The sequence below is a fragment of the Pseudomonas sp. IT-P218 genome (assembly GCF_949767605.1).
In the GTDB taxonomy this organism is placed as follows: Bacteria; Pseudomonadota; Gammaproteobacteria; order Pseudomonadales; family Pseudomonadaceae; genus Aquipseudomonas; species Aquipseudomonas putida_AE.
The window spans coordinates 37,420-62,131 of record NZ_CATKQQ010000009.1; the positions used below are offsets into that span (position 1 = coordinate 37,420).

A 24,712-nucleotide genomic window follows, 5' to 3' on the forward strand; every position below is an offset into this window, starting at 1 on the left:
AAAGCGCCCTCGATTCGCACAAGGCATGCGCAGGTCATGGGGAAACCAATAATGAAAAACCCTTATGCTCTCGGCTTCTGGTGCGCCGTTGTGGCGTTGGTGCTGCTCACGGCCACCTATTTCTACGGCATCATGCTGGCCCACCAGATCGACACGGCGCTGACGTTCCTCGACAGCGCCGCACTGTTGATTGCCGTGATGTCCATTGCGGTGGTGGCCTGGGCCTCGGTCCAGGGGCAACGAGTCAAGAAAAGACAGCTTGAACAAGGCAAGACCCTGGTGATGATCTGGGACACCAAGGTGGCGCTACGGCGTGTCGAATCGGTGTTCGATCGGTATTTCTGGGGCAGCTACTGGCAACCTGGCAGGACTTTCCAGGAAGTCATGGGGGAACTCACGGGCACGCCGCTGGAAAAAAGCCTCGAAACCCTGAAAAAACAATGCCTGGAGCTGGACAAGCAAGTGGCCGACGACGGTCGCCATTGGCTCAATAATGCCCGCGAGCTGGCTGACGTCGCCACCGCCATGGCCCGCGAGCGCTATCAGCTGGACTTCTGCGACCCGCGCGAGGAAGTGACGGGTGGGGCGGTGATCAATCGGGATTTCGAGGTGCTGATCTATACATGGACGGCGCGGTTGAAAACCTTTGATCATCAGCTTGATGAGATTGAAGTGCAGTATTCCTGATTCATTGTTGGCGGGACAGACGCCTTCGCTGGCAAGCCAGCTCCTACAGGTATTAAGTGATCCTTGTAGGAGCTGGCTTGCCAGCGAAGGCGATCGTGTGTTCGCCAAGACACTTTTTCACCGTTAACCATTGGGCTGCCCTGCATGCCTGATGCTAACCTGCACCCCACTTTCAGCGCAGTCGTGACCGCCACCCGTCAAGGGTTCAGGGAAGACGACCACACCTTCAACAACGGACATTGAACAGGTCATTCATGAATAAATCAGCAGGCGTGCTCCTGGGAATCGTTGTCGCCATCGGTGCAATCAGCGCCGGCGGCGCCTGGTTCACCGGCACCAAGATCGAAGGTGTACTCAACACCTCCCTGGCGGATGCCAACAAGCAGTTGCAGGCCGCCATGGTCGGTTACAAAGGCACCGCCTCGCTGGAGCTGGTATCCCTGGAACGCCATGTCTTCAGCAGCACGGCGCATTATCGCCTCAAGGGAGAGGGCGAAATGTTCGGCGAGGCCCCGGTCGAATTGCTGTTTGTCGACCACATCGAACACGGCCCGCTGCCGTTCTCGCGCCTGGTATCGCTGAAGTGGTTGCCGGTCATGGCCACCAGTCACTATGAACTGGAGAAGACCCCGCTCACGGAAAAATGGTTCGCCGCCACCAAGGACGCTTCGCCGCTCAAGGGGGTGGTCAACATAGGCTACGACAATTCCACCAACGGCACGCTTGAATTGCTGCCGCTGGAAACTGCACTGGATGACAAGTCCAGCCTGAAGTTTTCCGGTCTGAAAGTTGACGTCGCGGCCAGCGCCCAGGCGCAGAAGGTCAAGGCCGACGGCTACATGGACAGCCTGAAGCTGACCACCGTTGCCGAGGACCAGACACCCGTGCAGGTCGAATTGAGTGGTCTGACCCTGGCCAGCAACCTGGCAAAAAGCACCTACGGTTATTACACCGGCGATAACACCGTCGAGCTGAGCAACAGCAAAACCACCTTCGGCCCCAAGCAGTCAGTGCTGGGTTTGAAGAATTTTGAAATGAAGAACCACACCGAGGAATCGGGTACCAGTGCTTCCGGGCGAGCCGATTACAAGATTGCCGAAGTGTCCCTGAACGGCAAGGCCGTGGGTTCTGCCCAGTTGGCCATGAGCCTGAAGAACCTCGACATCCCGGCGACGTTGTCGCTGATGCAGATCTACCAGACAAAATTGCAACCCTATGAGCAGGCCGCCGCCGAAGCTGCCGAGGCCGGTCAACCGGTTCCTGAGCTGAAGTTGACCGAAGCGGAAGAGGCGCAGCTTAAAACCGGCCTGGAACAATTGCTGGCGGCCGGCCCGCAGGTGGCCCTGGAGAACCTGTCGTTCAATACTGCCAATGGCGAAAGCCGCGCCAACCTGGTGCTGAACCTGACCAAGCCGCAGTCGATCGACTTGCCCGCCGACCAGTTAGTCCGCCAGATGATCGCGTTGCTGGACGTCAACCTGAAAGTGTCCAAGCCGATGCTCGTCGACATCCTCACCGTGCAGTCGCAAATCGACGGCCAGACCGACGCCAAGCTCGTTGCCGATCAGGCCACTGCCACCGCCGATATGTTCAGCAGCATGGCGGTCGGCTCGCAGCTGGCAAAACTGGACAACAACAACGTCGTCAGCCAACTGCATTACGCCAATAACCAGGTGGAATTCAACGGCCAGAAAATGACCGTCGAGGAGTTTGTCGGCTTCGTGATGAGCAAATTCGCTGGCCCAGGCGTAGCCCAGGAGCCATAAGAACCCTGTAGGAGCTGCCGAAGGCTGCGATCTTTTGATTTTGGTATCGCCGAAGATCAAAAGATCGCAGCCTTCGGCAGCTCCTACAGGCCCATTTCAATCGCGGATCAACCGCCACGCCTCGTCCACGGGCAACGGCTGCTTCATCCGTTCGGCGAGCATCGCCATCGTGCGCTCTTCCTCACAGGCCACGGCCGCCGTCACCACACCGTTTTTGCCAAACAGGCCGATAAAGGGCGGATTGTTCGGATCACCCTTGAACTCGACTTCGTCCCAGCCTTGCGCGTGGCCGAGGTAGTCGTAGTTTTTGCCAAAGTGCCAGGTCCAGAAGTACGGCACATCGAGGTAATGTTCATCACCACCGAGCATGTTCGCCGCCGCAATTCGTGCCTGTTGTTGCGCCAGGCGCCAGTGTTCGATGCGTTGCGGCTGACCGTTGAGGGGGAAGGTAGCGATATCGCCAGCGGCCCATAGCCCGTCGGTCACGCGCATCCCGCCGTCAACCAGCAACGACTGATCCTTTTCCTTCGGTAGATCGGCAAACGCCACGGTCGCCGGGGTAACGCCAATCCCAACCAGCACCAGGTCTGCCGGTACACGCTGACCATTATCCAGGCGCACGGCTTCGACTCGCGTTGTTCCTTCGATCTGCACGGCTTCGCCCGCCGTTCGGTACACCACGCCGTTAGCCTCATGCAGGGCCAGGATCGCCTTGCCGACGCTGTCGCCGAACTGTTTGGCAAAAGGCACCGGTTGCCGGGCCAGTACCGTGACGTCCAGACCGTATTGGCGCAGGGCTGAAGCGGATTCCATGGCGATGAAGCTGTCGCCGATGATCACCGCGCGCTGACCGGGTTTGGCGCTATCCAGGATCCGACGGGCATGGTCCCTGGAGCGTAATACGAAGACCTGCGGCAGCTCGGCGCCGGGTAACTCCAGTGGCTTGGGAATGCCTCCGGTTGCCAGCAATGCAGCGTCATATTCGAGTGACTGGCCGTCGGCCAATTGCATTACCCGGTTTTCAGCATCCAGGCTCGTTACTTGCGCGTTGATCCGCTCGATGCGTTGCTCGCCGTAGAACGCTTCATCGCGCAAGGCGGGGACTTCATCCGGTGGAGTCTGCCCGGCGATCACGAATTTGCTCAGCACCGTACGGTCATAACCCGCCGTTTCGAGGTCGATCAGCAACACCCGGCCACCAAAGCCTTTCTCGCGCAGGGCCGATGCCGCCGCCGTGCCCGCAGCGCCCGCACCGACAATCACAAAGACGCGTTCGTCATCGGCCGGCGGGGTGTGGGCGTCCTGCAGCGGCTGATCGCCTACCCAGACTTCGTCGTCACGCACTTCGAGAGGGTAACGCTTCAGGCTGTCCAGGGCGGGCGGTTCACACAACCCGCCGTCCTCGATCCGAAACTGCGCCTTGTGCCACGGGCAAGTCAGCCGGCCATTACAGAATGCGCCTTCGGCCAGGGGCGCCCCGGCGTGCGGGCATTCGCCTTGATAGGCGCGTAATTGATCGCCGACTTTCAGCAGTAGGATCTTGCTGTCCTGGACGCTGACTTCCAGGCCGCGGTCTTCGGGTATATCGGCGGCACGGGCAACGCGATGCAGGGTCATGATTGCTCTCCAGACCGGCGTTTCAATTAAGAGTCTGGCGCTTGACTCGAGGTTCATCCAATTCCCACTGCCACCGCGCGAACGGTCCGGCTATAGTTTGCTCGCCGACCTCGGCCCCACCCGCACAAGGTGCTCCCGGTATGACCCGATTGACCTCTCTGACCCCTTGGCTGGCGGCCGCAGCAGTCGCCCTTTGCGTGCAATTTCCGGCACAGGCGGCCCAGGAGCGTTTCACCCTGAACATCCCTGGCGTCTCGGATGACCGACTGTTCACCGCGGCCGCCGCCAGCGATGCCCCGGGGTGCGGTGGGCACAACGTCTCGCCAGCGCTGAACTGGAACGCCGGCCCTGCAGGCACGCTCAGCTACGCCATCGTCATGCACGACCCGGACGGGCAAAAAGGCCAGGGCGTCGATCATTGGGTGCATTACGGCATCAAGGCCGGCACCCACCAGATTGCGGCGGGTGTCGGCGCCAAGTCCGCTCTCGAGGGCGTGGGTGGCACCAACAGCAAAGGCACGACAGGGTACGTCGGCCCTTGCCCACCGGTTGGCGACAGCGCACATCACTACATCATCCAGCTCTTCGCCTTGGACCTGGCCCCAGATGCCCTGCCGGCCGGCCTGACGCGCACCCAGTTGCTGGAAAAAATCAAAGGTCACGTGCTGAGAAACAGCAGCGTGGTGCGGCGCTACCACCGCTGAAGATTTTTTAGCGCGGGTTAACCCAAACTTTCCGGGCTGTCCGTCTCACAGGATGAATGGATCAATTTCCTCCTGAGGTCAGCCCCATGTCCCTCCCACTGCATGTTCTGCGTCCGCTCGCCCAGGGTTTCGCCGCCGGGCTGTTACTGGCCGTTACCGGTTGTGGTGTTTCGTCCAAGCCCGATTCCGCCTCTGTGTCATCGCCGGCCCAGGCCGAGTTGAAAACCGAATCGTCGGTGCATCACGAACTGCTCGACGCTGACGCCTCGATGAGCAAGCGCAATGTCAGACCCGCACCGATGGCCGGCTTCGCGCCAATGCCTGCGGGCGAGGCTTATCCACAGGGATATCGCGACGAACAGCGCGAGCAGTACCAGGCCCTGGCAGATAACCCCATCCACAGCGTCGCCGAAACACCGGTCTCGACCTTCAGCGCCGACGTCGATACCGGTGCTTACGCCAACGTCCGCCGTTTGCTCAACCAGGGGCGATTGCCACCGGAAGGAGCGGTGCGGCTGGAGGAGATGGTCAATTACTTCCCTTACGACTACGCCTTGCCCACCGATGGCTCGCCCTTCGGCGTGACCACGGAACTGGCGGCGTCGCCCTGGAATTCGCATACGCGCTTGTTGCGCATCGGCATCAAGGCCTCGGATCGCGCGGCCGCGGAACTGGCCCCGGCGAACCTGGTGTTCCTGGTGGACGTGTCCGGCTCGATGGATCGCCGCGAGGGCCTCCCGTTGGTCAAAAGCACCCTGAAATTGCTGGTGGATCAACTGCGCGATCAGGATCGGGTGTCCTTGGTGATCTACGCCGGGGAATCGCGCGTGGTACTGGAGCCCACTTCCGGACGGGAAAAAGCGAAGATTCGTACAGCCATCGAGCAATTGACTGCAGGCGGTTCAACCGCCGGAGCCTCGGGCATCGAACTGGCTTATCAACAGGCGCAACAGGCGTTTATCCCCAAGGGCATCAACCGCGTTCTATTGGCCACTGACGGTGACTTCAACGTTGGAGTCAGCGACTTCGACAGCCTCAAACAAATGGCTGTGGATAAACGCAAGACGGGTGTATCTCTGACCACCCTGGGTTTCGGTGTGGATAACTACAATGAACACCTGATGGAACAACTGGCCGATGCCGGCGATGGCAACTACGCCTACATCGACAACCTGCGTGAGGCGCGCAAGGTGCTGGTGGATCAACTCGGCTCAACCCTTGCCGTCGTGGCGAAAAACGTCAAGCTGCAAGTGGAGTTCAACCCCGCGCAAGTCAGCGAGTATCGCCTGCTGGGTTATGAAAACCGTGCGTTGAAACGTGAGGATTTTAGCAATGACAAGGTCGATGCCGGTGAAATCGGTGCAGGACATACTGTGACTGCGTTGTACGAAATTGTCCCCAAGGGTGAGAAGGGCTGGCTGGAACCGCTGCGCTACGCTCAACCGGGCGCCGCTATTGCTGAAAAGCATGGCGAATTGGCGATGCTGCGGGTGCGTTATCAGTTGCCGGAAGGTGGGAAAAGTCGCTTGATCGAACGCCCGATCGTTGATTCCCCGATTGGCAAAGCAAGCGATGACCTGCGCTTTGCTGCAGCAGTGGCTGCTTTTTCCCAACAGCTCAAGGACGGACGCTACACCGGCGAGTTCAGCCTCAAGGACACCGAAGCGCTGGCCCACGGCGCCCGGGGCGATGACCGTTTCGGCCTGCGCAGCGAGTTCGTGCAATTGGTGGAACTGGCGCAGAGCCTGCGCACCACCACCGCGTCGAATCCAACTGCCACTGAACGACGGATTGAATAGTGAGCCGATTGAAGGGGTTCATCAGCCAGCTATTTGCGCCCGCAAGCAGCGCCGAGGCCAGCAGCGACGAAGCGCTGCTGGCCCGTTATCGCGAGGGCGACGGTGGGGCGTTCGAGATTCTGTACGCGCGCCACCGCCAGGGCTTATATCGATTTCTGTTGGGGTTGAGCGGCAGGCCTGAACTCGCCGAGGAGGTCTATCAGGAAACCTGGCTGAGCCTGATCCGCAGCGGCAGTCAGCCACAAGGTCGGGCGACTTTTCGTACCTGGCTCTACCAGATTGCCCGCAACCGCTTGATCGATCACTGGCGCAAACATGGCGTCCACCAACCGCTGCACGACAGCTATGACGAACAAGCCCATGCTCTGCCCGATGACACCACCGATCCCGAGCAACTGCTGAGCCTGAGCCGTGACAGCCAGCGTCTGGAGGCCGCCCTGCAAGCCTTGCCCGCCGACCAGCGGGAAGTGTTCCTGCTGCGCGCCTACAGCGATCTCGATTTGCCGCAGATCGCCACCCTCACCGAAACACCGCTGGAAACCGTCAAGAGCCGCTTGCGTTACGCCCAGCAAAAACTGCGTCGGCTGCTGGCCGAGGAGGTACTGACATGACTGACGCCAAGCACACAACCGACCGAACGCTAGAACATTACCGCGAGCACGCCACCGGCGAACCCCCGGCGCATCTCGACACGTCGATCCTGGCCGCCGCACGCAGCGCAGTGCCTGCACCGAAGCCAGGCCTGTGGCAACGCTGGCTTCGCGGCTGCCAGCAACCCCGCTGGCAAGTGGCATTCGCCAGCCTCGTCGGCATCGCGCTGATGCTCTCGCTGGTCCAGCGTTCGCCTGAGCAAGTACCCAGCTACGACTTCGCGCCTGCGGCACCGGTGGCCAAACAGGAAGCCGAAGCAGCGCCGCCAGCGCTGGCCCGTTCCCTCAACGCCCCGGCCCCCGCCGCACCAATGGCGGAATCGGCAGCCCCGGCACAAGCAGAATCCTTCAGCGCCGACATGGCGGACGAAGCCGAGTCCAGCAAGCGCGCCGCGCCCCCGGTGAAATCCCTGGATGAGCAATTGCGCGAAGTGCTGCACCTGCAAAAAACCGGGCACAAGCAAGCCGCCGACAAACTGCTGGCCGACCTGCACAAACGCTTTCCCGAAGAAAACCTCAGCGCCCGACTCAAGGATCTGCAGAAAAACTGATCGGCCCAACGCTCGACGATTTGGCATCAAGGCCCGAAAGCGCGCACTATCGGGCCATAGTCGATGCGTTGGAGGATGCCGTGACAAAAAAAATCGACCGCATCGCCCAAATGCTCAACTGCCCGGAAAAGGGCGAGGAATTACGGCGGGCAATTACCGAGAGCCGTAAGGATTTTCTGCTGAATCAGCAGGAAGAGGCTAATGCTGAGGAAGAAGATGTTCTTGAAGGGGAAGAGTTCGAGGACGACGAGGACGATGAATACGACGAGTTTGACTGGACGACGGAGTGAATAAGCTGCTGCCGCCAAAGGATGATTAACAGCAATTCGAAGGGTTACGAGTCGCAAGACACTCTTGAATGTATGGTTTCTCTTTCATATTGCGGAACGGAAAGTCGGGAGTCATGGCCTGCTTGTCGGCAGTTGACGAGATGTCCTCAAACCTTATAATCGGCCACAACACGGCCCCTGTCGGTTGATGCGCTTCGGCGTTGAGATTGCTCAGGGGTTTTTTATTGCCTGAAATTTTTCCGCTTACCAGTCGCGCTTTTTCCAGTCTGGGTCGACTCCCATCCCTTCCAGGCTGAGGTCCAGATGCGTCAGATCAGGGAAATCGTTTTCCAGCAACGCCTTCAATCGTTTTCCCCAACTCGATGATGGGTTGATGACTTTCATCAGATGCTGGGTGATGCACAAAAGCATGAACGGACGAGCCCGGCGGTGTGCGTCATCATGGAAAGCTGACAAGGTTGGCGCTTGGTCCTCAGATGGCAGCTTCGGTTGATCGACAATATTTCGGTTCCACAGACGACTGTGATGGGCGCAGACGTTGCGTAGATAATTCAGGCTGCGCAGCCAACTGGCGAAAACCCTGCCGTTGCTGATGCCGTACTCCTGCGAAATAGCATCTTGGTCTGCCTCGGCCATGCCAGCGTAAAGCGTCGAAAGCGTGCCGAAGTCCCAAACCTCGCATGCCACCCACACCGCCAATGGAAGTCCGTACTTTTCCTTGTTGTGGCGAATGAAGTCTTCGTTCGAGCGATTGATCAACGCAGCGTGTTTACCAAGCCAGGCATGATGTTTAGTCAGTCCGGTTTTACCGTCCAGTCGAGTGGAAAAGCTTTCATGGAACAGATCAGGTCGTAGGTAGGCAAACTTTTCGTGTTTGCCGAGCCCGTGGGAAATGTCAACCCGTAAAGCAATTTCAATGCGCTCCAAGGCATCCATGGTCAACAGTCGCAGTTTCTTATCGAAGACGTACAGGTCGACTGCGTTCTGGAATGTCGTGCCAGGCTTGAAACTGTCGAGCGGAAGTCGAGTCGGCTTCGTCCTGGTTGGCTTTGTACGAGCTTGTTGATCGAGTGGGCAGCAGAGCTCAGTGCGTTCGCGGAATGCAAACCAGTAACCGCTTAGGCGGTAGTAACCTATGCGCTCCAGATATTCCAGCGCTTTGGCTTGGTCTGTTACAACCATTCCTCGAACCATCAGCAAATCAAGCTGCATTTGGTAGCTCTGCCACGGCTTTGGATAGCCTTGCATCATTTGCATATCACCTTGCACTCCTTGGCAGCGAGTTGTGCAGGACGCTGAATTCAGCGTTAGAGGCAACTCGACGTTCGCTGCACCTTTTATCATTTCGTAGCCGTTCAGATAAACCGAGCACCCACAAAAAAGCCCCAGACCCTACGGCCTGAGGCTTTCTCGATTTTACGTATGGTGCACCAGGCGGGATTCGAACCCACGACCCCTGCCTTCGGAGGGCAGTACTCTATCCAGCTGAGCTACTGGTGCAGCGGGCGCCATGATACTCATATGCGTTGCAGGCGTCCATGCTGCTGAATCGCCTGTGTTTTTTTAAAGCGTAACCTGCGTTTGCTACGTTGATCAGAAATTTGCAGCAAAAAAGAGGTTTTCGTTCTTTTTTTCGAACGGCCTATTGTCCTTTACCCCCTTTGATCCTAGGATTCGTTTGAGATTTCAAACGCTCTTGTCTGGGTGCTGAACCGCACGATTTGAATCAGTGCGCTATTTATGTGCTTCAGCCCGGTGAATGATTTCCCTGACGGCAGCCTACTGAGGCGCCTTTCTACAATCATAATTTGCTCCGCGCCTGCCGCGGTGCTGTTAAGGAAAGCCGACATGCAGCTTAAAGACACCCAGTTGTTCCGCCAGCAAGCCTTCATCGATGGCGCTTGGGTTGATGCGGACAATGGTCAGACGATCAAGGTCAACAACCCGGCAACGGGCGAAATTCTGGGCACCGTGCCGAAAATGGGCGCTGCCGAAACCCGCCGTGCAATCGAAGCCGCTGACAAAGCGCTGCCGGCCTGGCGTGCACTGACCGCCAAAGAACGTGCGAACAAGCTGCGTCGCTGGTACGAGCTGATCATCGAGAACCAGGACGACCTGGCTCGCCTGATGACCCTGGAGCAGGGCAAGCCATTGGCCGAAGCCAAGGGCGAAATCGTTTACGCCGCATCGTTCATCGAGTGGTTCGCCGAAGAAGCCAAGCGCATCTACGGTGACGTGATTCCGGGCCACCAGCCAGACAAGCGCCTGATCGTGATCAAGCAGCCTATCGGCGTGACCGCTGCCATCACCCCGTGGAACTTCCCGGCTGCCATGATCACCCGTAAAGCCGGCCCGGCCCTGGCCGCCGGTTGCACCATGGTGCTCAAGCCTGCTTCGCAAACTCCGTTCTCGGCATTCGCCCTGGCTGAACTGGCCCAGCGTGCGGGCATCCCGGCTGGCGTGTTCAGCGTGGTGTCCGGTAGCGCCGGCGACATCGGCAGCGAGCTGACCAGCAACCCGATCGTGCGCAAGCTCTCCTTCACCGGTTCGACCGAAATCGGTCGCCAGCTGATGTCGGAATGCGCCAAGGACATCAAGAAAGTGTCCCTGGAACTGGGCGGCAACGCGCCGTTCATCGTGTTCGACGACGCGGACCTGGATAAGGCCGTCGAAGGCGCGATCATTTCCAAGTACCGCAACAACGGCCAGACCTGCGTCTGCGCCAACCGCCTGTATATTCAGGATTCGGTCTACGACGCGTTCGCCGAGAAACTGAAAGTGGCCGTGGCCAAGCTGAAGATCGGTAACGGTCTGGAAGACGGCACCACCACTGGTCCGCTGATCGACGAAAAAGCCGTGGCCAAGGTGCAAGAGCACATTGCCGACGCCGTTGCCAAAGGCGCCACGGTGCTGTCCGGCGGCAAATCGATGGAAGGTAACTTCTTCGAGCCGACCATCCTGACCAACGTGCCGAACAACGCGGCCGTGGCCAAGGAAGAAACCTTCGGCCCACTGGCGCCGCTGTTCCGCTTCAAAGACGAAGCCGACGTGATCGCGATGTCCAACGACACCGAGTTCGGCCTGGCCTCGTACTTCTATGCTCGCGACCTGGGTCGTGTGTTCCGTGTGGCTGAAGCCCTGGAATACGGCATGGTCGGCGTCAACACCGGGCTGATCTCCAACGAAGTCGCGCCGTTCGGCGGTATCAAGGCCTCGGGCCTGGGCCGTGAAGGCTCCAAGTACGGCATCGAAGATTACCTGGAAATCAAATACCTCTGCCTGGGCATCTAAGCTCGAAGGGATAAGCCCAGCAGGGCATTGCTTCAAGCGCAAAGGGCACGAGAGCGCTGTCCCTTTGCGCTGCTTCAAACCGGAATTTTCTCTGTGGTCGGGAAAGCTGTGGCAGTCGATCATCGCATGCTGCCTCAGTTACCTCCCCACCGCTTAATCCTTGAACCACGCCGACCGATGAGCGGCGAATGAGGAATGTAATGAGCAAGACTAACGCTGATTTGATGGCCCGCCGTACCAATGCTGTTCCACGTGGTGTTGGCCAGATTCACCCGATTTTCGCCGAATCCGCGAAGAACGCGACCGTGACCGACGTTGAAGGTCGTGAGTTCATCGACTTCGCTGGCGGTATCGCTGTACTGAACACCGGCCACGTGCACCCGAAAATCATCGCGGCCGTGACCGAGCAGCTGAACAAGCTGACCCACACCTGCTTCCAGGTACTGGCTTACGAACCGTACGTAGAAGTGTGCGAAAAAATCAACGCCAAGGTGCCTGGTGATTTCGCCAAGAAAACCCTGCTGGTCACCACCGGCTCCGAAGCCGTGGAAAACTCGATCAAGATCGCCCGTGCCGCCACTGGCCGTGCCGGCGTGATCGCGTTCACCGGCGCTTACCACGGTCGCACCATGATGACCCTGGGCCTGACCGGTAAAGTCGTGCCTTACTCGGCCGGCATGGGCCTGATGCCAGGCGGCATCTTCCGCGCGCTGTACCCGAACGAACTGCACGGTGTGAGCATCGACGATTCGATCGCTTCCATCGAACGCATCTTCAAGAACGATGCCGAGCCAAAAGACATCGCCGCGATCATCATCGAGCCGGTTCAGGGCGAAGGTGGTTTCTACGTCGCGCCGAAAGAATTCATGAAGCGTCTGCGTGCCCTGTGCGACCAGCACGGCATCCTGCTGATCGCTGACGAAGTACAGACTGGCGCTGGCCGTACCGGTACGTTCTTCGCCATGGAACAGATGGGCGTTGCTGCCGACCTGACCACCTTCGCCAAATCCATCGCTGGCGGCTTCCCGCTGGCCGGTGTGTGCGGCAAGGCCGAATACATGGACGCCATCGCTCCAGGCGGCCTGGGCGGCACCTACGCCGGTAGCCCGATCGCTTGCGCCGCGGCCCTGGCCGTGATGGAAGTGTTCGAAGAAGAGCACCTGCTGGACCGCTGCAAGGCAGTCGGCGAGCGTCTGGTGACTGGCCTGAAAGCCATCCAGGCCAAGTACCCGGTGATCGGTGAAGTGCGTGCCCTGGGCGCGATGATCGCGGTCGAGCTGTTCGAAAACGGCGACAGCCACAAGCCGAACGCTGCAGCTGTAGCGTCCGTTGTGGCCAAGGCTCGCGACAAGGGCCTGATCCTGCTGTCCTGCGGCACCTACGGCAACGTTCTGCGCGTCCTGGTACCGCTGACTTCGCCGGACGAGCAACTGGACAAAGGCCTGGCGATCATCGAAGAGTGCTTCTCCGAGCTCTGATCACCGAGTGTGACCTGCTTCACAAAAAACCCGCTTCGGCGGGTTTTTTCATACCCCCGAAAACACAACCCGCGTATTAGCGCTGTATCCGGTGGCCGGCTTTGGCTTAAGGTTCACGGATTGCCAGGGAGAGCTGTATGACAGTCGTCATTTTACCCGCGATTCCGCGAGTGTTGATCGCCGAGGCCGACCCGTGGTCCCGGGATCTGCTCAAGGAAGTGTTGTTGAACGTTCGCTGCGATGCACGGCTGGATTTGTGTGCCGATGGTCAGCAGGCGCTGGAGTTGCTGGCGTCAAACCCTTACGACCTGGTCATCGCCGACTGGGGGTTGCCAGGCGTCGATGGCCTGAATGTGTTGCGCAGTGTGCGTCAGCGCAAACGCAATCCACCGTTGCCGTTCATTCTGATGAGCAGCCGCAACGACAGTGCGAGCGTGCGTGAGGCCTTGCCGCTGGCCCCTGCTGCTTACCTGACCAAACCCCTGAACATGGCCAGCCTGACCCAGCGCCTGCAGGTGTTGCTGCTCAACGCTGGGGAAGAGGTGTCGTGCGAAGTGCCGGCGCTGGCGCCAGGCATGACCTTGCCGGTGTTCCTTGAGCGCCGCCGCGAGCTGGCGGAGGGCGCGCCGCTGATGACTGACGTGCAAGTGGCGGTCAAACGAAGCCTCAACCCCAACGGCCTGGATCTGACGGTGCTGGAAGACGAGATCCGCACCGATCCACAGGTTACCGCCGTGCTGATCGCCGCCGCCAACAGTGCCGCCCAGCACCATGGCACCGCTGTGCAGACCCTGAGCCAGGCCCTGCACCGGTTGGGCACCGGGCAAAGCATGAACCTGATCCTGGGCCTGACGCTCAAGCGCAGTGCTCGGCTCAGCGATCCGCAGCTGGCGGACTATGCCGAGCGTTACTGGGATTTGTCGCTGCACACCGCCGAGTACGCGCGAACGCTGGCGCGCTTGCTGGACCTGGACCAGGCGCGTTGCTACTGCGCCGGCATGCTGCATCGACTGGGCGACCTGGCGTTGTTGCGCTGTTTGCAGGAATGGAAACAGGCCGGTGGCGAACTGGACGAGCAGGAGCAAGTGGGCGAGGCATTGGCCGAGTTCAGTGCCGCCTACGGTTCGGCGTTGCGCACCCGCTGGCGTCTGCCGTTGGAGCTGCGACAGCTGATTGCAGCCGCTTACCAGCTCGGTGGCGGGGTTTACTCCCGTGAAGCCCTGGTGATGAACATGGCGGCGCAACTGGCGCGCCTGAACGAGCATGAGGGCCTTGAGACGCTGGCCAATAGCCGGACGGCGCGGTTGCTGAGGATTGGCTTGCCGGAGTTGGTAAGGATGCGCAAGAAATAAGCCTTACACCGCCCTTTGTAGGAGCTGGCTTGCCAGCGAATCCAGACAGCGCGGTGAGTCAGGTACGCCGCTTTCGCTGGCAAGCCAGCTCCTACAGGGACCGTGCCGTTCAGGCGGTGATGATGCGATTCTTGCCCTGGCGCTTGGCCTCGTACATTGCCGCATCCGCCCGGGCAAACAGGTTTTCCACGCTTTCATCCTCGGCCGTAAGGCTGGTCAGGCCCTGGCTGACGGTGATGCCGAACGTCTGGCCATCATGGTTGAAGCTCAGGCTCTGAATCTCCCGTTGCACGCGCTCAGCCACCTGCAGGGCCATCTGCGGCGTGCAACCGGGGAACACCGCGGCGAATTCCTCGCCGCCAATGCGCCCGAACAGATCGCCGCGGCGCAGCGCCGCGCGGCCGCTGTCGGCAATGTGCTGCAGCACGTTGTCGCCTTCCTGGTGGCCATAGGTGTCGTTGATCACCTTGAAATCATCGATGTCCAGCATGAGGAACGACAGCGGCGTGCCCTGTTGTCGCGCCTGTTCGAATTCCTGCTCGGCACCTTCGAAGAAATGCCGGCGGTTGCTGCTGCGGGTCAGGGCGTCGGTGGTCGCCAGCCGTTGCAGTTCGGACTCCAGTTGCTTCTTGTCGGTGATGTCTTCAGCGATGCCGACAATGATCACCGGCTGACCAGGCTCGGCCTGACGGTTGATGAAGCACTTGTCGCTGAGCCAGCGCAGCTGCCCGTCGGCGGTCATGATCCGGTACTCGCGATCTTCAACGGCGCCCTTGACCAGCACGTCCGCCAGGCTGCGCTCGGCGTACTCGAGGTCGTCGGGGTAAATGCTGTCGCGCCATTGGTTGTAGTCGGCCAGCAGCAGGTCGGCGCTGCGGCCGAAAATCCGCTCATAGGCAGGGCTGACATACAGCACCTGACGGGTTTCCCAGTTGAATGCCCACAGCACCGCGTTGACGCTCACCAGCAAGGTGCTGAACAGCTGTTCACGCTCGCTCAGGCGCGCCACCTCGCCCTGGGCGTGCATCAGCGCCATCAGGGTTTGCGCGGCCTCGGGCCACTGCACAGGGGATGAGTCTTGTTGATTGTTGACCATCGACACAAATCTCAAAGGGCGTGCGTCGCTCCAGGTTCGAAGCGGCCACGTTCAAGCCCGCCAGGATGGCGAAGTGTCTTTGAGATAAGGGATTTGTAGCGAAGTTCCGAAGGGTGCGCCCTGCTAAAGGGCGCACCGATCAACGGTGTCAGGCAGCGCTTGGGCGCAGGGAATAGGTCTTCAACTGATCGGCAAAGTCACGCAGGGATTGAATCCCGCTGGCTTCCGCTTCGTGTACCCAATCCTTGATGGCGGCCAGCATGTCGTGGCCATTTGAGCTGGTCTTGACCCAGATCTGCTGCAAGGCCAGGCGTTTCTCGTAGATGACCTTCAGCGCCTGGCTGTGTTCGAGCATGGTCTGGATACGAACGTGGTGCTTGTCGTCCAGCAGGCTGGTTTCCCGCGAAAGCAAACGCTTGGCGCGATGGAACTGGTGGCGCACCGAGTGATCGACCTTTTCCAGCTCTTGCTTGACCAACGGCCCGATCACCAGCTTGCGGTACTGGGCCATGATCTGGAAGCGGTTGTTGAGGATCGCCATCGCGGTGTCCATGTCCAGGTTGCCCTTGCCTTCGACGCGGTGGGCAATCGGCGCGACCCGCTGGACCTTGGCCAGGCGCAGGAAGCTGAACACCTGGATCCAGGCCCAGCCCAGGTCGAACTCCCACTTCTTCACCGACAGTTTTGCCGAGTTAGGGTAGGTGTGATGGTTGTTATGCAGCTCTTCACCACCGATCAGGATGCCCCAGGGCACCAGGTTGGTCGCTGCATCGCGACACTCGAAGTTGCGGTAGCCGACGGCATGGCCCAGGCCATTGACCACGCCGGCGGCCCACACCGGGATCCACATCATCTGGATGGCCCAGATGGTGATGCCGATGGTGCCGAACAGCAGCAGGTCGATAACGCCCATGATCGCCACGCCCAGCAGTGGGAAGCGGGTGTAGACGTTGCGTTCGATCCAGTCATCGGGGCAGTTCTTGCCGTAGATGCGCAGTGTCTCGGGGTTTTCCGCTTCGGCGCGATACAACTCGGCGCCTTTGCGCAGCACGGTGGACAAACCCTTGATCACCGGGCTGTGCGGGTCGTCGACGGTTTCGCACTTGGCGTGATGCTTGCGATGGATGGCGGTCCACTCGCGAGTGTTCTGCGCCGTGGTCAGCCACAGCCAGAAGCGGAAGAAATGTTTCAGGCCAGCATTCAGCTCAAGCGAGCGATGGGCTGAGTAACGGTGCAGATAGACCGTGACGCCGATGATCGTGACGTGGGTCATCAGCAAGGTGACTGCCACCAGAGACCAGGGCGACAAGCCGAGAAAACCTTGGTACCACATAGGCTATTGGGCCCTCGAAAAAGAAAAAACAGCCGATGCATTATCACCAAGCGGACAGATAAAACCAGTCGCCCTTTCAGATAAGAGTGGCAGGATGTGTCTTTAAACTATAATCCCGACTTTTTCGTAGGGACATGGACAGCCTTATGTCTGCCAGTTATCGCGATGCCGTGCGTGCAGCGCTGCTCTACCTGCTGATTTCCGTCATCTGGATGCTGTTCAGTGGCTATTTATTGAGCAGTTTATTCGATAACTCGGCCGAGCGCTTACGCTGGCAACTGATCAACGGTTATGCCTGGGTGGTGGTGAGCGCCGGCTTGATCTTCATGGCCCGGACGCGATTGTTGCGTTGCCTGGGTGTCGACGCGAAATTGCCCGAACGAAGTGAAGACCGCGAGCGTCTGCGCCAGGCGGCCGCCGTGTTCGATTGCACCCGTGAAGGCGTGTTGGTCACCGATCACCAGGGGCTGATCGTGCATGTGAACCGCGCCTTCATGGCGATCACCGGCTATCAGCGTGAAGAAGTGCTGGGGCATCAACCCAGTCTGTTCAAGTCAGGGCATCATCCACCGGCCTTCTATCAGGCGATGTTCGCCACCCTCAACAGCGTCGGCGAGTGGAGCGGCGAAATCTGGAACCGGCGCAAAAGCGGCGAAATCTATCCGCAATGGCAGACCATTCGCATGATTCACGACGACCTGGGGCGTTGCAGTCATTTCGTGGCGGTATTTTCCGATATCAGCGCCATCAAGGACTCGGAAAACGAACTGAGGCACCTGGCCCATCACGATCCGCTTACCGGCCTGCCCAATCGCCTGCTGTTCACCGACCGTGCCACGCATGCCCTGGCGTCGGCGCAGATCCACAAGCGGGGTTGCGCGTTGCTGATGATCGATCTGGATCACTTCGTGATGATCAACGACAGCCTTGGGCACTCGATCGGTGACCAAGTACTCAAGGCGGTGGCCGAACGCCTGACTGCGATGCTCGACCCCGCAATCACCTTTGCGCGCCTGGGTGGTGATGAGTTCGCCGTGCTGGCCGAGAGCTGTCCGCAATTGATGCAGGCCGCGGCGCTGGCCCAGCGGATCATCGAGGGCCTCAAGGAGCCTTTCGATATCCACGGGCATCGGCTGTTCATCAACGCCAGCATCGGTATCAGCCTGTTCCCCAGTGACGCCTTGAGTGCCGAGCAGTTATTGCGCAACGCCGACTCGGCGCTGTTCAAGGCCAAGAGCGGCGGGCGTGATGGCTATGCCCTTTACACCGAAGCGTTGACGGCCCAGGCCCGGCAGCGGGTCGAGACCGCTTCTGAACTGCGCAGGGCCCTTGAACAAGACGAGCTGCGGGTGTTTTACCAGCCAGTTCACGATCTCAAGAGTGGTCGCCTGGTCGGCGTAGAGGCGCTGGTGCGCTGGGAGCATCCGCAGCGCGGTCTGGTGTCTCCGGCGCAATTCATTCCGGTGGCCGAACGAACCGGGCTTATCGCCCGGATCGATGCCTGGGTGATGCGCCAGGCCTGCCAGCAGATGTGCCAGTGGCAACAGGCGGGCGTGAAGCTGTCGTTTGTCGCGGTGAATGTTTCATCGCGACTGTTCGCCGGCCGCGAGCTGTACCAGCAAGTGGCTCAGGTGCTGCGCGAAACCGGCCTGGACCCGGACTGCCTGGAGCTGGAAGTCACCGAGAGCGCGGTGATGGAAGATCCGGAGGTCGCGCTTGAGCACATGCACCGGCTACGGGAATTGGGTGTGCGGCTGGCCATCGATGATTTCGGCACGGGTTATTCGTCGCTGTTGCGGCTCAAGCGCTTGCCGGTACAGAAACTCAAGATCGACCAGGGTTTTGTCGCCGGATTGCCGAGGGACGAGGACGACGCAGCCATTGTGCGGGTCATCATCGCCCTGGCACAGAGCATGGGCCTGCAGGTACAAGCCGAGGGCATCGAGCAGGTCGAACAGGCGGCGTTTCTGCTCGAGCATGGCAGTGATCTGGGGCAGGGTTACTGGTTTGGGCGGCCGGTGCCAGCAACGGAGCTGGATTGGACGCTGTAGGAGCTGCCGCAGGCTGCGATCTTTTGATCTTCAACGCCGCAAACCCTTGTCCCGCCAAATAATGTCTTCTGGTTATATAAACATTCTTAAATAGTCTTTTTAAGAATATCCGCGCCTCTCTACTATTGGTCTCACGCCGCAAGCAGTGCCGCCACTGCCAGGCAACCTCTAAGTCGAAGGAGCAGCACCATGAGCGCATCTCTACGTAGCGTTGACGGCCAGGACGAAGCAACCATCCTGCGCGAAATCCAGAGCGCCCTGCGCGATCTGCGTTTTGGCGCGGTGGAAATCACCGTGCACAACGCCCAGGTGGTTCAGATAGAACGAAAAGAGAAATTCCGCTTGCAGCAACCGGGCAACAAACCTGCCTGAAGCGATTTTTTGAGCCGACACCGCGATCCCAGAAATCCATAAGAAATAGCCAACACAATTAGAATTCCAGGAGCTTTCACCATGTCGTCGATTCGCCATTTCGCTTTGGCCGCCCTGGCCAGTGCCCTGTTTGCCGGTTCTGCGGTCGCCAAGGATTACGAACTGCTCAACGTGTCGTACGACCCGACCCGCGAGCTCTACCAGGATTACAACGCTGAATTCGTCAATTTCTGGAAGAAAAGTAATCCCGGCGACAGCGTGAAAATCCAGCAATCCCACGGTGGCTCGGGTAAACAGGGCCGGGCGGTGATCGACGGCCTGCGCGCCGACGTGGTGACCCTGGCCCTGGCCGGAGACATCGACGAAATCGCCAAACTCGGCAAGACCCTGCCGGCGGACTGGCAGAAGCGTCTGCCGGAAGCCAGCACGCCGTACACCTCGACCATCGTGTTCCTGGTGCGCAAGGGCAACCCTAAAGGCATCAAGGACTGGGGCGACCTGGTCAAGAACGACGTGTCGGTGATCACCCCGAACCCGAAAACCTCAGGCGGTGCGCGCTGGAACTTCCTCGCCGCCTGGGCCTATGGCCTGAAAGCAAATGGCGGTGACGAAGCCAAGGCCAAGGAATACGTGCAAACCCTGTTCAAGCACGTGCCAGTGCTGGACACCGGTGCTCGCGGTTCGACCATTACCTTCGTCAACAACGGCCAGGGTGACGTGTTGCTGGCGTGGGAAAACGAAGCGTTCCTGGCCCTGAAAGAAGATGGCGGCGCCGACAAGTTCGAAATTGTCGTGCCTTCGCTGTCGATCCTTGCCGAGCCGCCAGTGGCGGTGGTCGACAAGAACGCCGAGAAGAAGGGCAACGAGCAGATCGCCGAAGCCTACCTCAAGCACCTTTACAGCCCGGCGGGCCAGGAAATTGCGGCGAAAAACTTCTATCGTCCACGGGACAAGGATGTTGCCTCCAAATACGCCCAGCAGTTCCCGAAACTGGACCTGGTGACCATCGACAAAGACTTCGGCGGCTGGAAAACCGCGCAGCCGAAATTCTTCAACGACGGCGGCGTATTCGACCAGATCTACCAGGCGCAGTAATCTTAAATAGCCATCAAGGAGCCTCGAATCGCGATTCGAGGCTTTGTGCATTCTCAACCAGGGACTTTTATGTCGCGTCGTATCTCCCCCGTCATACCCGGCTTCGGGCTGACGCTGGGCTACACCTTGGTGTACCTCAGCCTGATTGTGCTCATACCACTGGCGGCGATGTTCGTGCATGCCGCTCAACTCACCTGGGATCAGTTCTGGGCAATCATCTCGGCGCCAAGGGTGCTGGCGGCGTTGAAGCTGAGCTTCGGCACCGCCCTGTACGCGGCGATCATCAACGGCATCATCGGCACGCTGCTGGCCTGGGTGCTGGTGCGCTATACCTTCCCGGGACGCAAAATCATCGATGCGATGATCGATTTGCCCTTCGCATTGCCCACCGCCGTGGCCGGTATTGCGCTGACCGCGCTGTACACCCCAACCGGCCTGGTGGGTCAGTTTGCGGCGGATCTGGGTTTCAAGATCGCCTACACCCCCTTGGGCATCACCCTTGCCCTCACTTTTGTGACACTTCCATTCGTAGTACGTACCGTACAGCCCGTGCTGGCCGATATTCCCCGTGAAGTGGAAGAAGCGGCGGCGTGCCTGGGTGCAAAACCGTTGCAGGTGTTCCGTCATATCCTGGTGCCGGCATTGCTTCCGGCCTGGTTGACCGGTTTTGCCCTGGCCTTTGCCCGCGGGGTCGGCGAGTACGGTTCAGTGATTTTCATCGCCGGTAACATGCCGATGAAAACCGAGATCCTGCCGCTGCTGATCATGGTCAAGCTAGACCAGTACGATTACACCGGCGCTACCTCCATTGGTGTACTGATGCTGGTGGTTTCCTTCATTCTGTTGCTGCTGATCAACTTGCTGCAGCGGCGCATCGAAACCCCATAGGGAGGCGCGAACAATGTCCCAATCGTCTATTGCTGCCGCCTCTTCGGCCAACGCTGCCCGCCGTGGCAGCGCGACCTCGCGGCGAATCCTGATCGGCCTTGGCTGGCTGATTTTTGCGCTGTTCCTGTTGCTGCCGCTGTTCATCGTGGTGTCCCAGGGTTTGAAAAACGGCCTGGGTGCGTTCTTCACCGCGATCTTCGAACCCGACGCACTGTCGGCGCTGAAGCTGACGTTGATTGCCGTACTGATTTCGGTGCCGTTGAACCTGGTGTTCGGCGTCAGTGCCGCGTGGTGCGTGAGCAAGTACTCGTTCCGCGGCAAGAGCATGCTGGTGACCCTGATCGACCTGCCGTTCTCGGTATCGCCGGTCATCGCCGGCCTGGTCTATGTGTTGATGTTCGGCGCCCAGGGCCTGTTCGGCCCGTGGTTGCAGGACCACGACATCCAGATCGTCTTCGCCTTGCCAGGCATCGTGCTGGCGACGATATTCGTCACCGTGCCGTTCGTGGCCCGTGAGCTGATCCCGCTGATGCAGGAGCAGGGCACCCAGGAAGAGGAGGCCGCGCGCTTGCTCGGGGCCAATGGCTGGCAGATGTTCTGGCACGTCACCGTACCCAACATCAAATGGGGCCTGATCTACGGCGTGGTGCTCTGTACCGCGCGGGCCATGGGTGAATTCGGTGCGGTGTCGGTGGTTTCCGGGCACATTCGCGGGGTGACCAACACCTTGCCGCTGCACGTCGAGATCCTCTACAACGAATACAACCACGTGGCCGCGTTCGCCGTGGCGAGCCTGTTGCTGATCCTGGCGCTCTTCATCCTGCTGCTCAAGCAGTGGAGCGAAAACCGTATCAACCGCCTGCGCGCCAGCGCCGCGGAGGAATAATTCATGTCGATCGAAGTGCGTAACGTCAGCAAGAATTTCAATGCGTTCAAGGCCCTGGACAACATCAGCCTGGACATCCAGAGCGGCGAACTGGTCGCGCTGCTCGGCCCGTCGGGCTGCGGCAAGACCACGTTGCTGCGGATCATCGCCGGCCTGGAAACCCCGGATCAGGGCAATATCGTGTTCCACGGCGAAGACGTTTCCGGCCACGACGTGCGTGATCGCAACGTCGGTTTCGTGTTCCAGCACTACGCTTTGTTCCGCCACATGACGGTGTTCGACAACGTCGCGTTCGGCCTGCGCATGAAGCCGAAAAACCAGCGCCCGAGCGAAAGCCAGATCGCGACCAAGGTGCACGAACTGCTGAACATGGTGCAGCTGGATTGGCTGTCGGATCGTTATCCGGAACAACTGTCCGGTGGCCAGCGTCAGCGTATCGCCCTGGCCCGTGCCCTGGCGGTGGAGCCGAAAGTGCTGCTGCTCGACGAACCCTTCGGCGCCCTCGACGCCAAGGTTCGTAAAGAGCTGCGTCGCTGGTTGGCGCGTCTGCACGAAGACATCAACCTGACGTCCGTTTTCGTGACCCACGACCAGGAAGAAGCGATGGAAGTCGCCGACCGCATCGTGGTGATGAACAAGGGCGTGATCGAGCAGATCGGCGCACCGGGTGACGTCTACGAAAATCCAGCCAGCGATTTCGTTTATCACTTCCTCGGTGATTCGAACCGTCTGCACCTGGGCGAAGACAATCATGTGCTGTTCCGTCCGCACGAGGTGTCGCTGTCGCGCCATGAACTGGAAGATCACCACGCCGCGCAAGTGCGCGATATCCGTCCGTTGGGTGCGACGACGCGGGTGACGCTGAAGGTCGAAGGCCAGAGTGATCTGATCGAAGCCGAAGTGGTCAAGGATCACGACAGCCTGATCGGGTTGGCCAAGGGCGAGACGCTGTTCTTCAAGCCGAAGGTCTGGCAGAAGGTCGCCAACCTCTGACCTGTAGGAGCTGGCTTGCCAGCGATCAACGATGACGCGGTGTGTCATACACACCGCTTTCGCCGGCAAGCCAGCTCCTACAGATCCGCTCAGGCCGCCGCTTTGTTTGGATTGACCCGCACACCCCCCGCCCGCGCCTCGATCTGCTCTTTCAGCTCATGCCGCAACCCGAGCAAAAACGCCAACTCAACCACCACAAACAACGGCCCGACAATCAACCCCGTCACATCATCGACAAACGCCGGTTTGCGCCCTTCATAGTGGTGACCGACAAACTGGATCGCCCAGCCGATCACAAACATCGCCACGCCACTGCTCAACCAGACCAGCGTGCTTTGCTGCGCCAGGACCTGGCCCGCCCAAATGCACAGCCCCAGCAACACCGTCATCAACACCCCAAGGCGCAACTCCAGGCGCACGTAGAACCACGCCGACGCCAGCGCGACCAGCACCGCCGGTGAAAGCCAACCCCCAGCCCATTGCGGACGAGACAGCAACACCGCCACCGCCACCACAATCAACGGGATGCCGACAAAGTGGGTGGCAATGTTGCGCGGATCACGGTGGTAGGCGGCGTATTGACTTAGATGATCAACGAGGCTTTTTTTCATTGTTGTTCCTCCTGTAGGGTGCACGATCATGCCTCGGGGCCATTCATTGCTCTGTCAGCCAGGCGACAATCTCTAGGAGTTTTCATGGATATGCAGGACTGGCGGCCACGCCTGTTGCGCGGCCAATGGTTCAGCCATTTGCCTGCTTCCCTACAGGATAGTCTGCTGGACGCCGCCAGGGTGCGGCGCTTATCAGCCGGTCAGCGCCTGTTCCAGCGCGGCGATCCGCCCTGTGGCCTGTACGCGGTGCTCGAAGGCGCGGTGCGTATAGGCGCCGTGAACGAGCAGGGCAAAGAGGCGTTGCTGAGCCTGGTGGAAGCGCCGCACTGGTTTGGCGAAATCTGCCTGTTCGATGGCCAGGCGCGTACCCACGACGCCTTTGGACTGGGCCCGTGCACGCTGTTGCACATACCGCATATCGCCCTGCTCACGTTGCTCGATGAACAGCCGGTGTACTGGCGGCAACTGGCGCTGCTGATGAGTCAGAAACTGCGCCTGACCTTCATCAATCTCGAACAGCTGAGCCTGATGCCGGCCCCGGTGCGGCTGGCCCATCGCTTGCTGATGATCGCCGAAGGGTACGGCGAAATCGACGAACCACGCCGCGTCCTGCAGTTGCCGCAGGAGCAGCTTGCTTCGATGTTGTCGCTGTCACGGCAGACCACCAACCAGATCCTCAAGGATTTGCAGGGGCAGGGGATATTGAATCTGGGGTATGGCGAAATTGAAATCCTCGATGTTCAGCGGTTGCGGGCGTTAGTTGCCGTTTAATGGTGGGCTTTACCCGCAAACGCGCCTAGCCTGTCGGAACGACAATCGAGGTGTGCCATGCGTGTATTGCTAGTGGAAGACGAACCCGGACTCGCCAGGCATCTGGCCGATGGCCTGAGCGAAGCGAGCTATGCGGTGGATGTGGCAGTCAACGGTATGGACGGCCGGCGCTTCATCGAGGCGGGCGAGTATGAGCTGATCATCCTCGACGTCATGCTGCCTGGGCTCAATGGTTGGCAGTTGCTGCAACAGATCCGCAAGCTCGGTGAGACCCCAGTGCTCCTGCTCACTACCAAGGATGGTATCGAGGATCGCCTGCGCGGCTTGGAGTTGCACGAGGATGATTACCTGCTCAAGCCCTTTGCCGTGAGTGAACTGGTGGCGCGGGTGCGCAAGTTGTTGCGGCGGGGTCAGGGGCGCTGAAGTTTTCA

23 protein-coding genes and 1 tRNA gene are annotated in these 24,712 nt (G+C 59.8%); 18 read left to right on the forward strand and 6 right to left on the reverse strand.

Annotated elements, in window-relative coordinates; genetic code table 11:
• The first annotated feature begins 51 nt into the window (after window positions 1-51).
• Together ACM6I6_RS06145 and ACM6I6_RS06150 are read left to right on the forward strand one after the other, a co-directional pair.
• Window positions 52-687: an NADH:ubiquinone oxidoreductase subunit N gene (locus tag ACM6I6_RS06145; RefSeq protein WP_274075026.1), complete on the forward strand. Its 636-nt coding sequence runs from the start codon at window positions 52-54 to the stop codon at window positions 685-687.
• Window positions 688-941: 254 nt separating this feature from the next.
• Entirely contained in the window at window positions 942-2,453 is a 1,512-nt protein-coding gene (locus tag ACM6I6_RS06150) for a YdgA family protein (protein WP_414919598.1), read from the forward strand.
• 96 nt (window positions 2,454-2,549) lie between these two features.
• Here the strand turns inward: ACM6I6_RS06150 and ACM6I6_RS06155 are convergent, their stop codons facing one another.
• Entirely contained in the window at window positions 2,550-4,070 is a 1,521-nt protein-coding gene (locus tag ACM6I6_RS06155) for an FAD-dependent oxidoreductase (RefSeq protein ID WP_414919599.1), read from the reverse strand.
• A gap of 140 nt (window positions 4,071-4,210) precedes the next feature.
• On the opposite strand from ACM6I6_RS06155, the gene ACM6I6_RS06160 reads away from it, so the two are divergent.
• From ACM6I6_RS06160 to ACM6I6_RS06180, 5 genes are all read left to right on the forward strand, one after another.
• Window positions 4,211-4,774 carry a YbhB/YbcL family Raf kinase inhibitor-like protein gene (locus ACM6I6_RS06160; RefSeq protein ID WP_414919600.1) on the forward strand — a complete coding sequence of 188 codons (564 nt, stop codon included), beginning with the start codon at window positions 4,211-4,213 and terminating at the stop codon, window positions 4,772-4,774.
• Between the two features lie 86 nt (window positions 4,775-4,860).
• Entirely contained in the window at window positions 4,861-6,573 is a 1,713-nt protein-coding gene (locus ACM6I6_RS06165) for a vWA domain-containing protein (protein ID WP_414919601.1), read from the forward strand.
• Window positions 6,573-7,184 (forward strand): RNA polymerase sigma factor, encoded by a 612-nt coding sequence (locus tag ACM6I6_RS06170; RefSeq protein WP_414919602.1) that lies wholly within the window; start codon window positions 6,573-6,575, stop codon window positions 7,182-7,184. The genes ACM6I6_RS06165 and ACM6I6_RS06170 overlap by 1 nt, the downstream gene beginning before the upstream one ends.
• Window positions 7,181-7,774: a hypothetical protein gene (locus tag ACM6I6_RS06175; protein WP_414919603.1), complete on the forward strand. Its 594-nt coding sequence runs from the start codon at window positions 7,181-7,183 to the stop codon at window positions 7,772-7,774. The genes ACM6I6_RS06170 and ACM6I6_RS06175 overlap by 4 nt, the downstream gene beginning before the upstream one ends.
• Window positions 7,775-7,794: 20 nt before the next feature.
• Window positions 7,795-8,064 carry a hypothetical protein gene (locus tag ACM6I6_RS06180; RefSeq protein ID WP_274075033.1) on the forward strand — a complete coding sequence of 90 codons (270 nt, stop codon included), beginning with the start codon at window positions 7,795-7,797 and terminating at the stop codon, window positions 8,062-8,064.
• 243 nt (window positions 8,065-8,307) lie between these two features.
• Here ACM6I6_RS06180 and ACM6I6_RS06185 read toward each other — a convergent pair whose 3' ends face one another.
• Both ACM6I6_RS06185 and ACM6I6_RS06190 read right to left on the reverse strand, forming a co-directional pair.
• The gene (locus tag ACM6I6_RS06185) at window positions 8,308-9,315 is read right to left on the reverse strand and encodes an Abi family protein (protein WP_323626556.1); all 1,008 of its coding nucleotides are present in this window, start codon (window positions 9,313-9,315) and stop codon (window positions 8,308-8,310) included.
• A 172-nt stretch (window positions 9,316-9,487) separates the two neighbouring features.
• Window positions 9,488-9,564: transfer RNA gene (locus ACM6I6_RS06190), tRNA-Arg, on the reverse strand.
• A gap of 348 nt (window positions 9,565-9,912) precedes the next feature.
• Between ACM6I6_RS06190 and gabD the strand changes: the two genes are divergently transcribed.
• From gabD to ACM6I6_RS06205, 3 genes are all read left to right on the forward strand, one after another.
• Window positions 9,913-11,355 carry an NADP-dependent succinate-semialdehyde dehydrogenase gene (gabD, locus tag ACM6I6_RS06195; RefSeq protein WP_046815380.1) on the forward strand — a complete coding sequence of 481 codons (1,443 nt, stop codon included), beginning with the start codon at window positions 9,913-9,915 and terminating at the stop codon, window positions 11,353-11,355.
• Window positions 11,356-11,555: 200 nt separating this feature from the next.
• Window positions 11,556-12,833: a 4-aminobutyrate--2-oxoglutarate transaminase gene (gene gabT, locus ACM6I6_RS06200; RefSeq protein WP_274075035.1), complete on the forward strand. Its 1,278-nt coding sequence runs from the start codon at window positions 11,556-11,558 to the stop codon at window positions 12,831-12,833.
• Between the two features lie 137 nt (window positions 12,834-12,970).
• Window positions 12,971-14,185 carry an HDOD domain-containing protein gene (locus ACM6I6_RS06205; RefSeq protein WP_406591398.1) on the forward strand — a complete coding sequence of 405 codons (1,215 nt, stop codon included), beginning with the start codon at window positions 12,971-12,973 and terminating at the stop codon, window positions 14,183-14,185.
• A 109-nt stretch (window positions 14,186-14,294) separates the two neighbouring features.
• On the opposite strand, the gene ACM6I6_RS06210 is transcribed toward ACM6I6_RS06205, so the two are convergent.
• Together ACM6I6_RS06210 and desA are read right to left on the reverse strand one after the other, a co-directional pair.
• Entirely contained in the window at window positions 14,295-15,281 is a 987-nt protein-coding gene (locus tag ACM6I6_RS06210) for a sensor domain-containing diguanylate cyclase (RefSeq protein ID WP_323608081.1), read from the reverse strand.
• Window positions 15,282-15,429: 148 nt separating this feature from the next.
• A complete protein-coding gene (gene desA / locus ACM6I6_RS06215; protein ID WP_274075038.1) occupies window positions 15,430-16,614 on the reverse strand; it encodes a delta-9 fatty acid desaturase DesA in 1,185 nt (394 codons plus the stop codon).
• A 146-nt stretch (window positions 16,615-16,760) separates the two neighbouring features.
• On the opposite strand from desA, the gene dibA reads away from it, so the two are divergent.
• The 6 genes from dibA (at window position 16,761) to ACM6I6_RS06245 (ending at window position 22,899) form a co-directional block, all read left to right on the forward strand.
• Complete coding sequence (gene dibA, locus ACM6I6_RS06220; protein WP_414919604.1) at window positions 16,761-18,665, forward strand: phosphodiesterase DibA; 1,905 nt, start codon at window positions 16,761-16,763, stop codon at window positions 18,663-18,665.
• Window positions 18,666-18,854: 189 nt separating this feature from the next.
• Window positions 18,855-19,037 carry a sulfur starvation response protein OscA gene (gene oscA / locus ACM6I6_RS06225; protein WP_274075040.1) on the forward strand — a complete coding sequence of 61 codons (183 nt, stop codon included), beginning with the start codon at window positions 18,855-18,857 and terminating at the stop codon, window positions 19,035-19,037.
• An 81-nt stretch (window positions 19,038-19,118) separates the two neighbouring features.
• Entirely contained in the window at window positions 19,119-20,132 is a 1,014-nt protein-coding gene (locus tag ACM6I6_RS06230) for a sulfate ABC transporter substrate-binding protein (protein WP_414919605.1), read from the forward strand.
• Between the two features lie 69 nt (window positions 20,133-20,201).
• Entirely contained in the window at window positions 20,202-21,020 is an 819-nt protein-coding gene (gene cysT, locus ACM6I6_RS06235; protein WP_034148416.1) for a sulfate ABC transporter permease subunit CysT, read from the forward strand.
• 13 nt (window positions 21,021-21,033) lie between these two features.
• A complete protein-coding gene (gene cysW / locus ACM6I6_RS06240) occupies window positions 21,034-21,906 on the forward strand; it encodes a sulfate ABC transporter permease subunit CysW (RefSeq protein ID WP_274075042.1) in 873 nt (290 codons plus the stop codon).
• 3 nt (window positions 21,907-21,909) lie between these two features.
• Entirely contained in the window at window positions 21,910-22,899 is a 990-nt protein-coding gene (locus ACM6I6_RS06245) for a sulfate/molybdate ABC transporter ATP-binding protein (RefSeq protein WP_274075043.1), read from the forward strand.
• A gap of 89 nt (window positions 22,900-22,988) precedes the next feature.
• Here ACM6I6_RS06245 and ACM6I6_RS06250 read toward each other — a convergent pair whose 3' ends face one another.
• Window positions 22,989-23,510, reverse strand: a complete 522-nt coding sequence (locus ACM6I6_RS06250) for a DUF962 domain-containing protein (protein WP_414919606.1) — start codon at window positions 23,508-23,510, stop codon at window positions 22,989-22,991.
• Between the two features lie 84 nt (window positions 23,511-23,594).
• On the opposite strand from ACM6I6_RS06250, the gene ACM6I6_RS06255 reads away from it, so the two are divergent.
• On the forward strand, window positions 23,595-24,281 hold the full coding sequence (locus ACM6I6_RS06255) for a Crp/Fnr family transcriptional regulator (protein WP_274075045.1): 687 nt from the start codon (window positions 23,595-23,597) through the stop codon (window positions 24,279-24,281).
• A 57-nt stretch (window positions 24,282-24,338) separates the two neighbouring features.
• Entirely contained in the window at window positions 24,339-24,704 is a 366-nt protein-coding gene (locus ACM6I6_RS06260; RefSeq protein ID WP_274075046.1) for a response regulator, read from the forward strand.
• The last annotated feature ends 8 nt before the right edge of the window (window positions 24,705-24,712 follow it).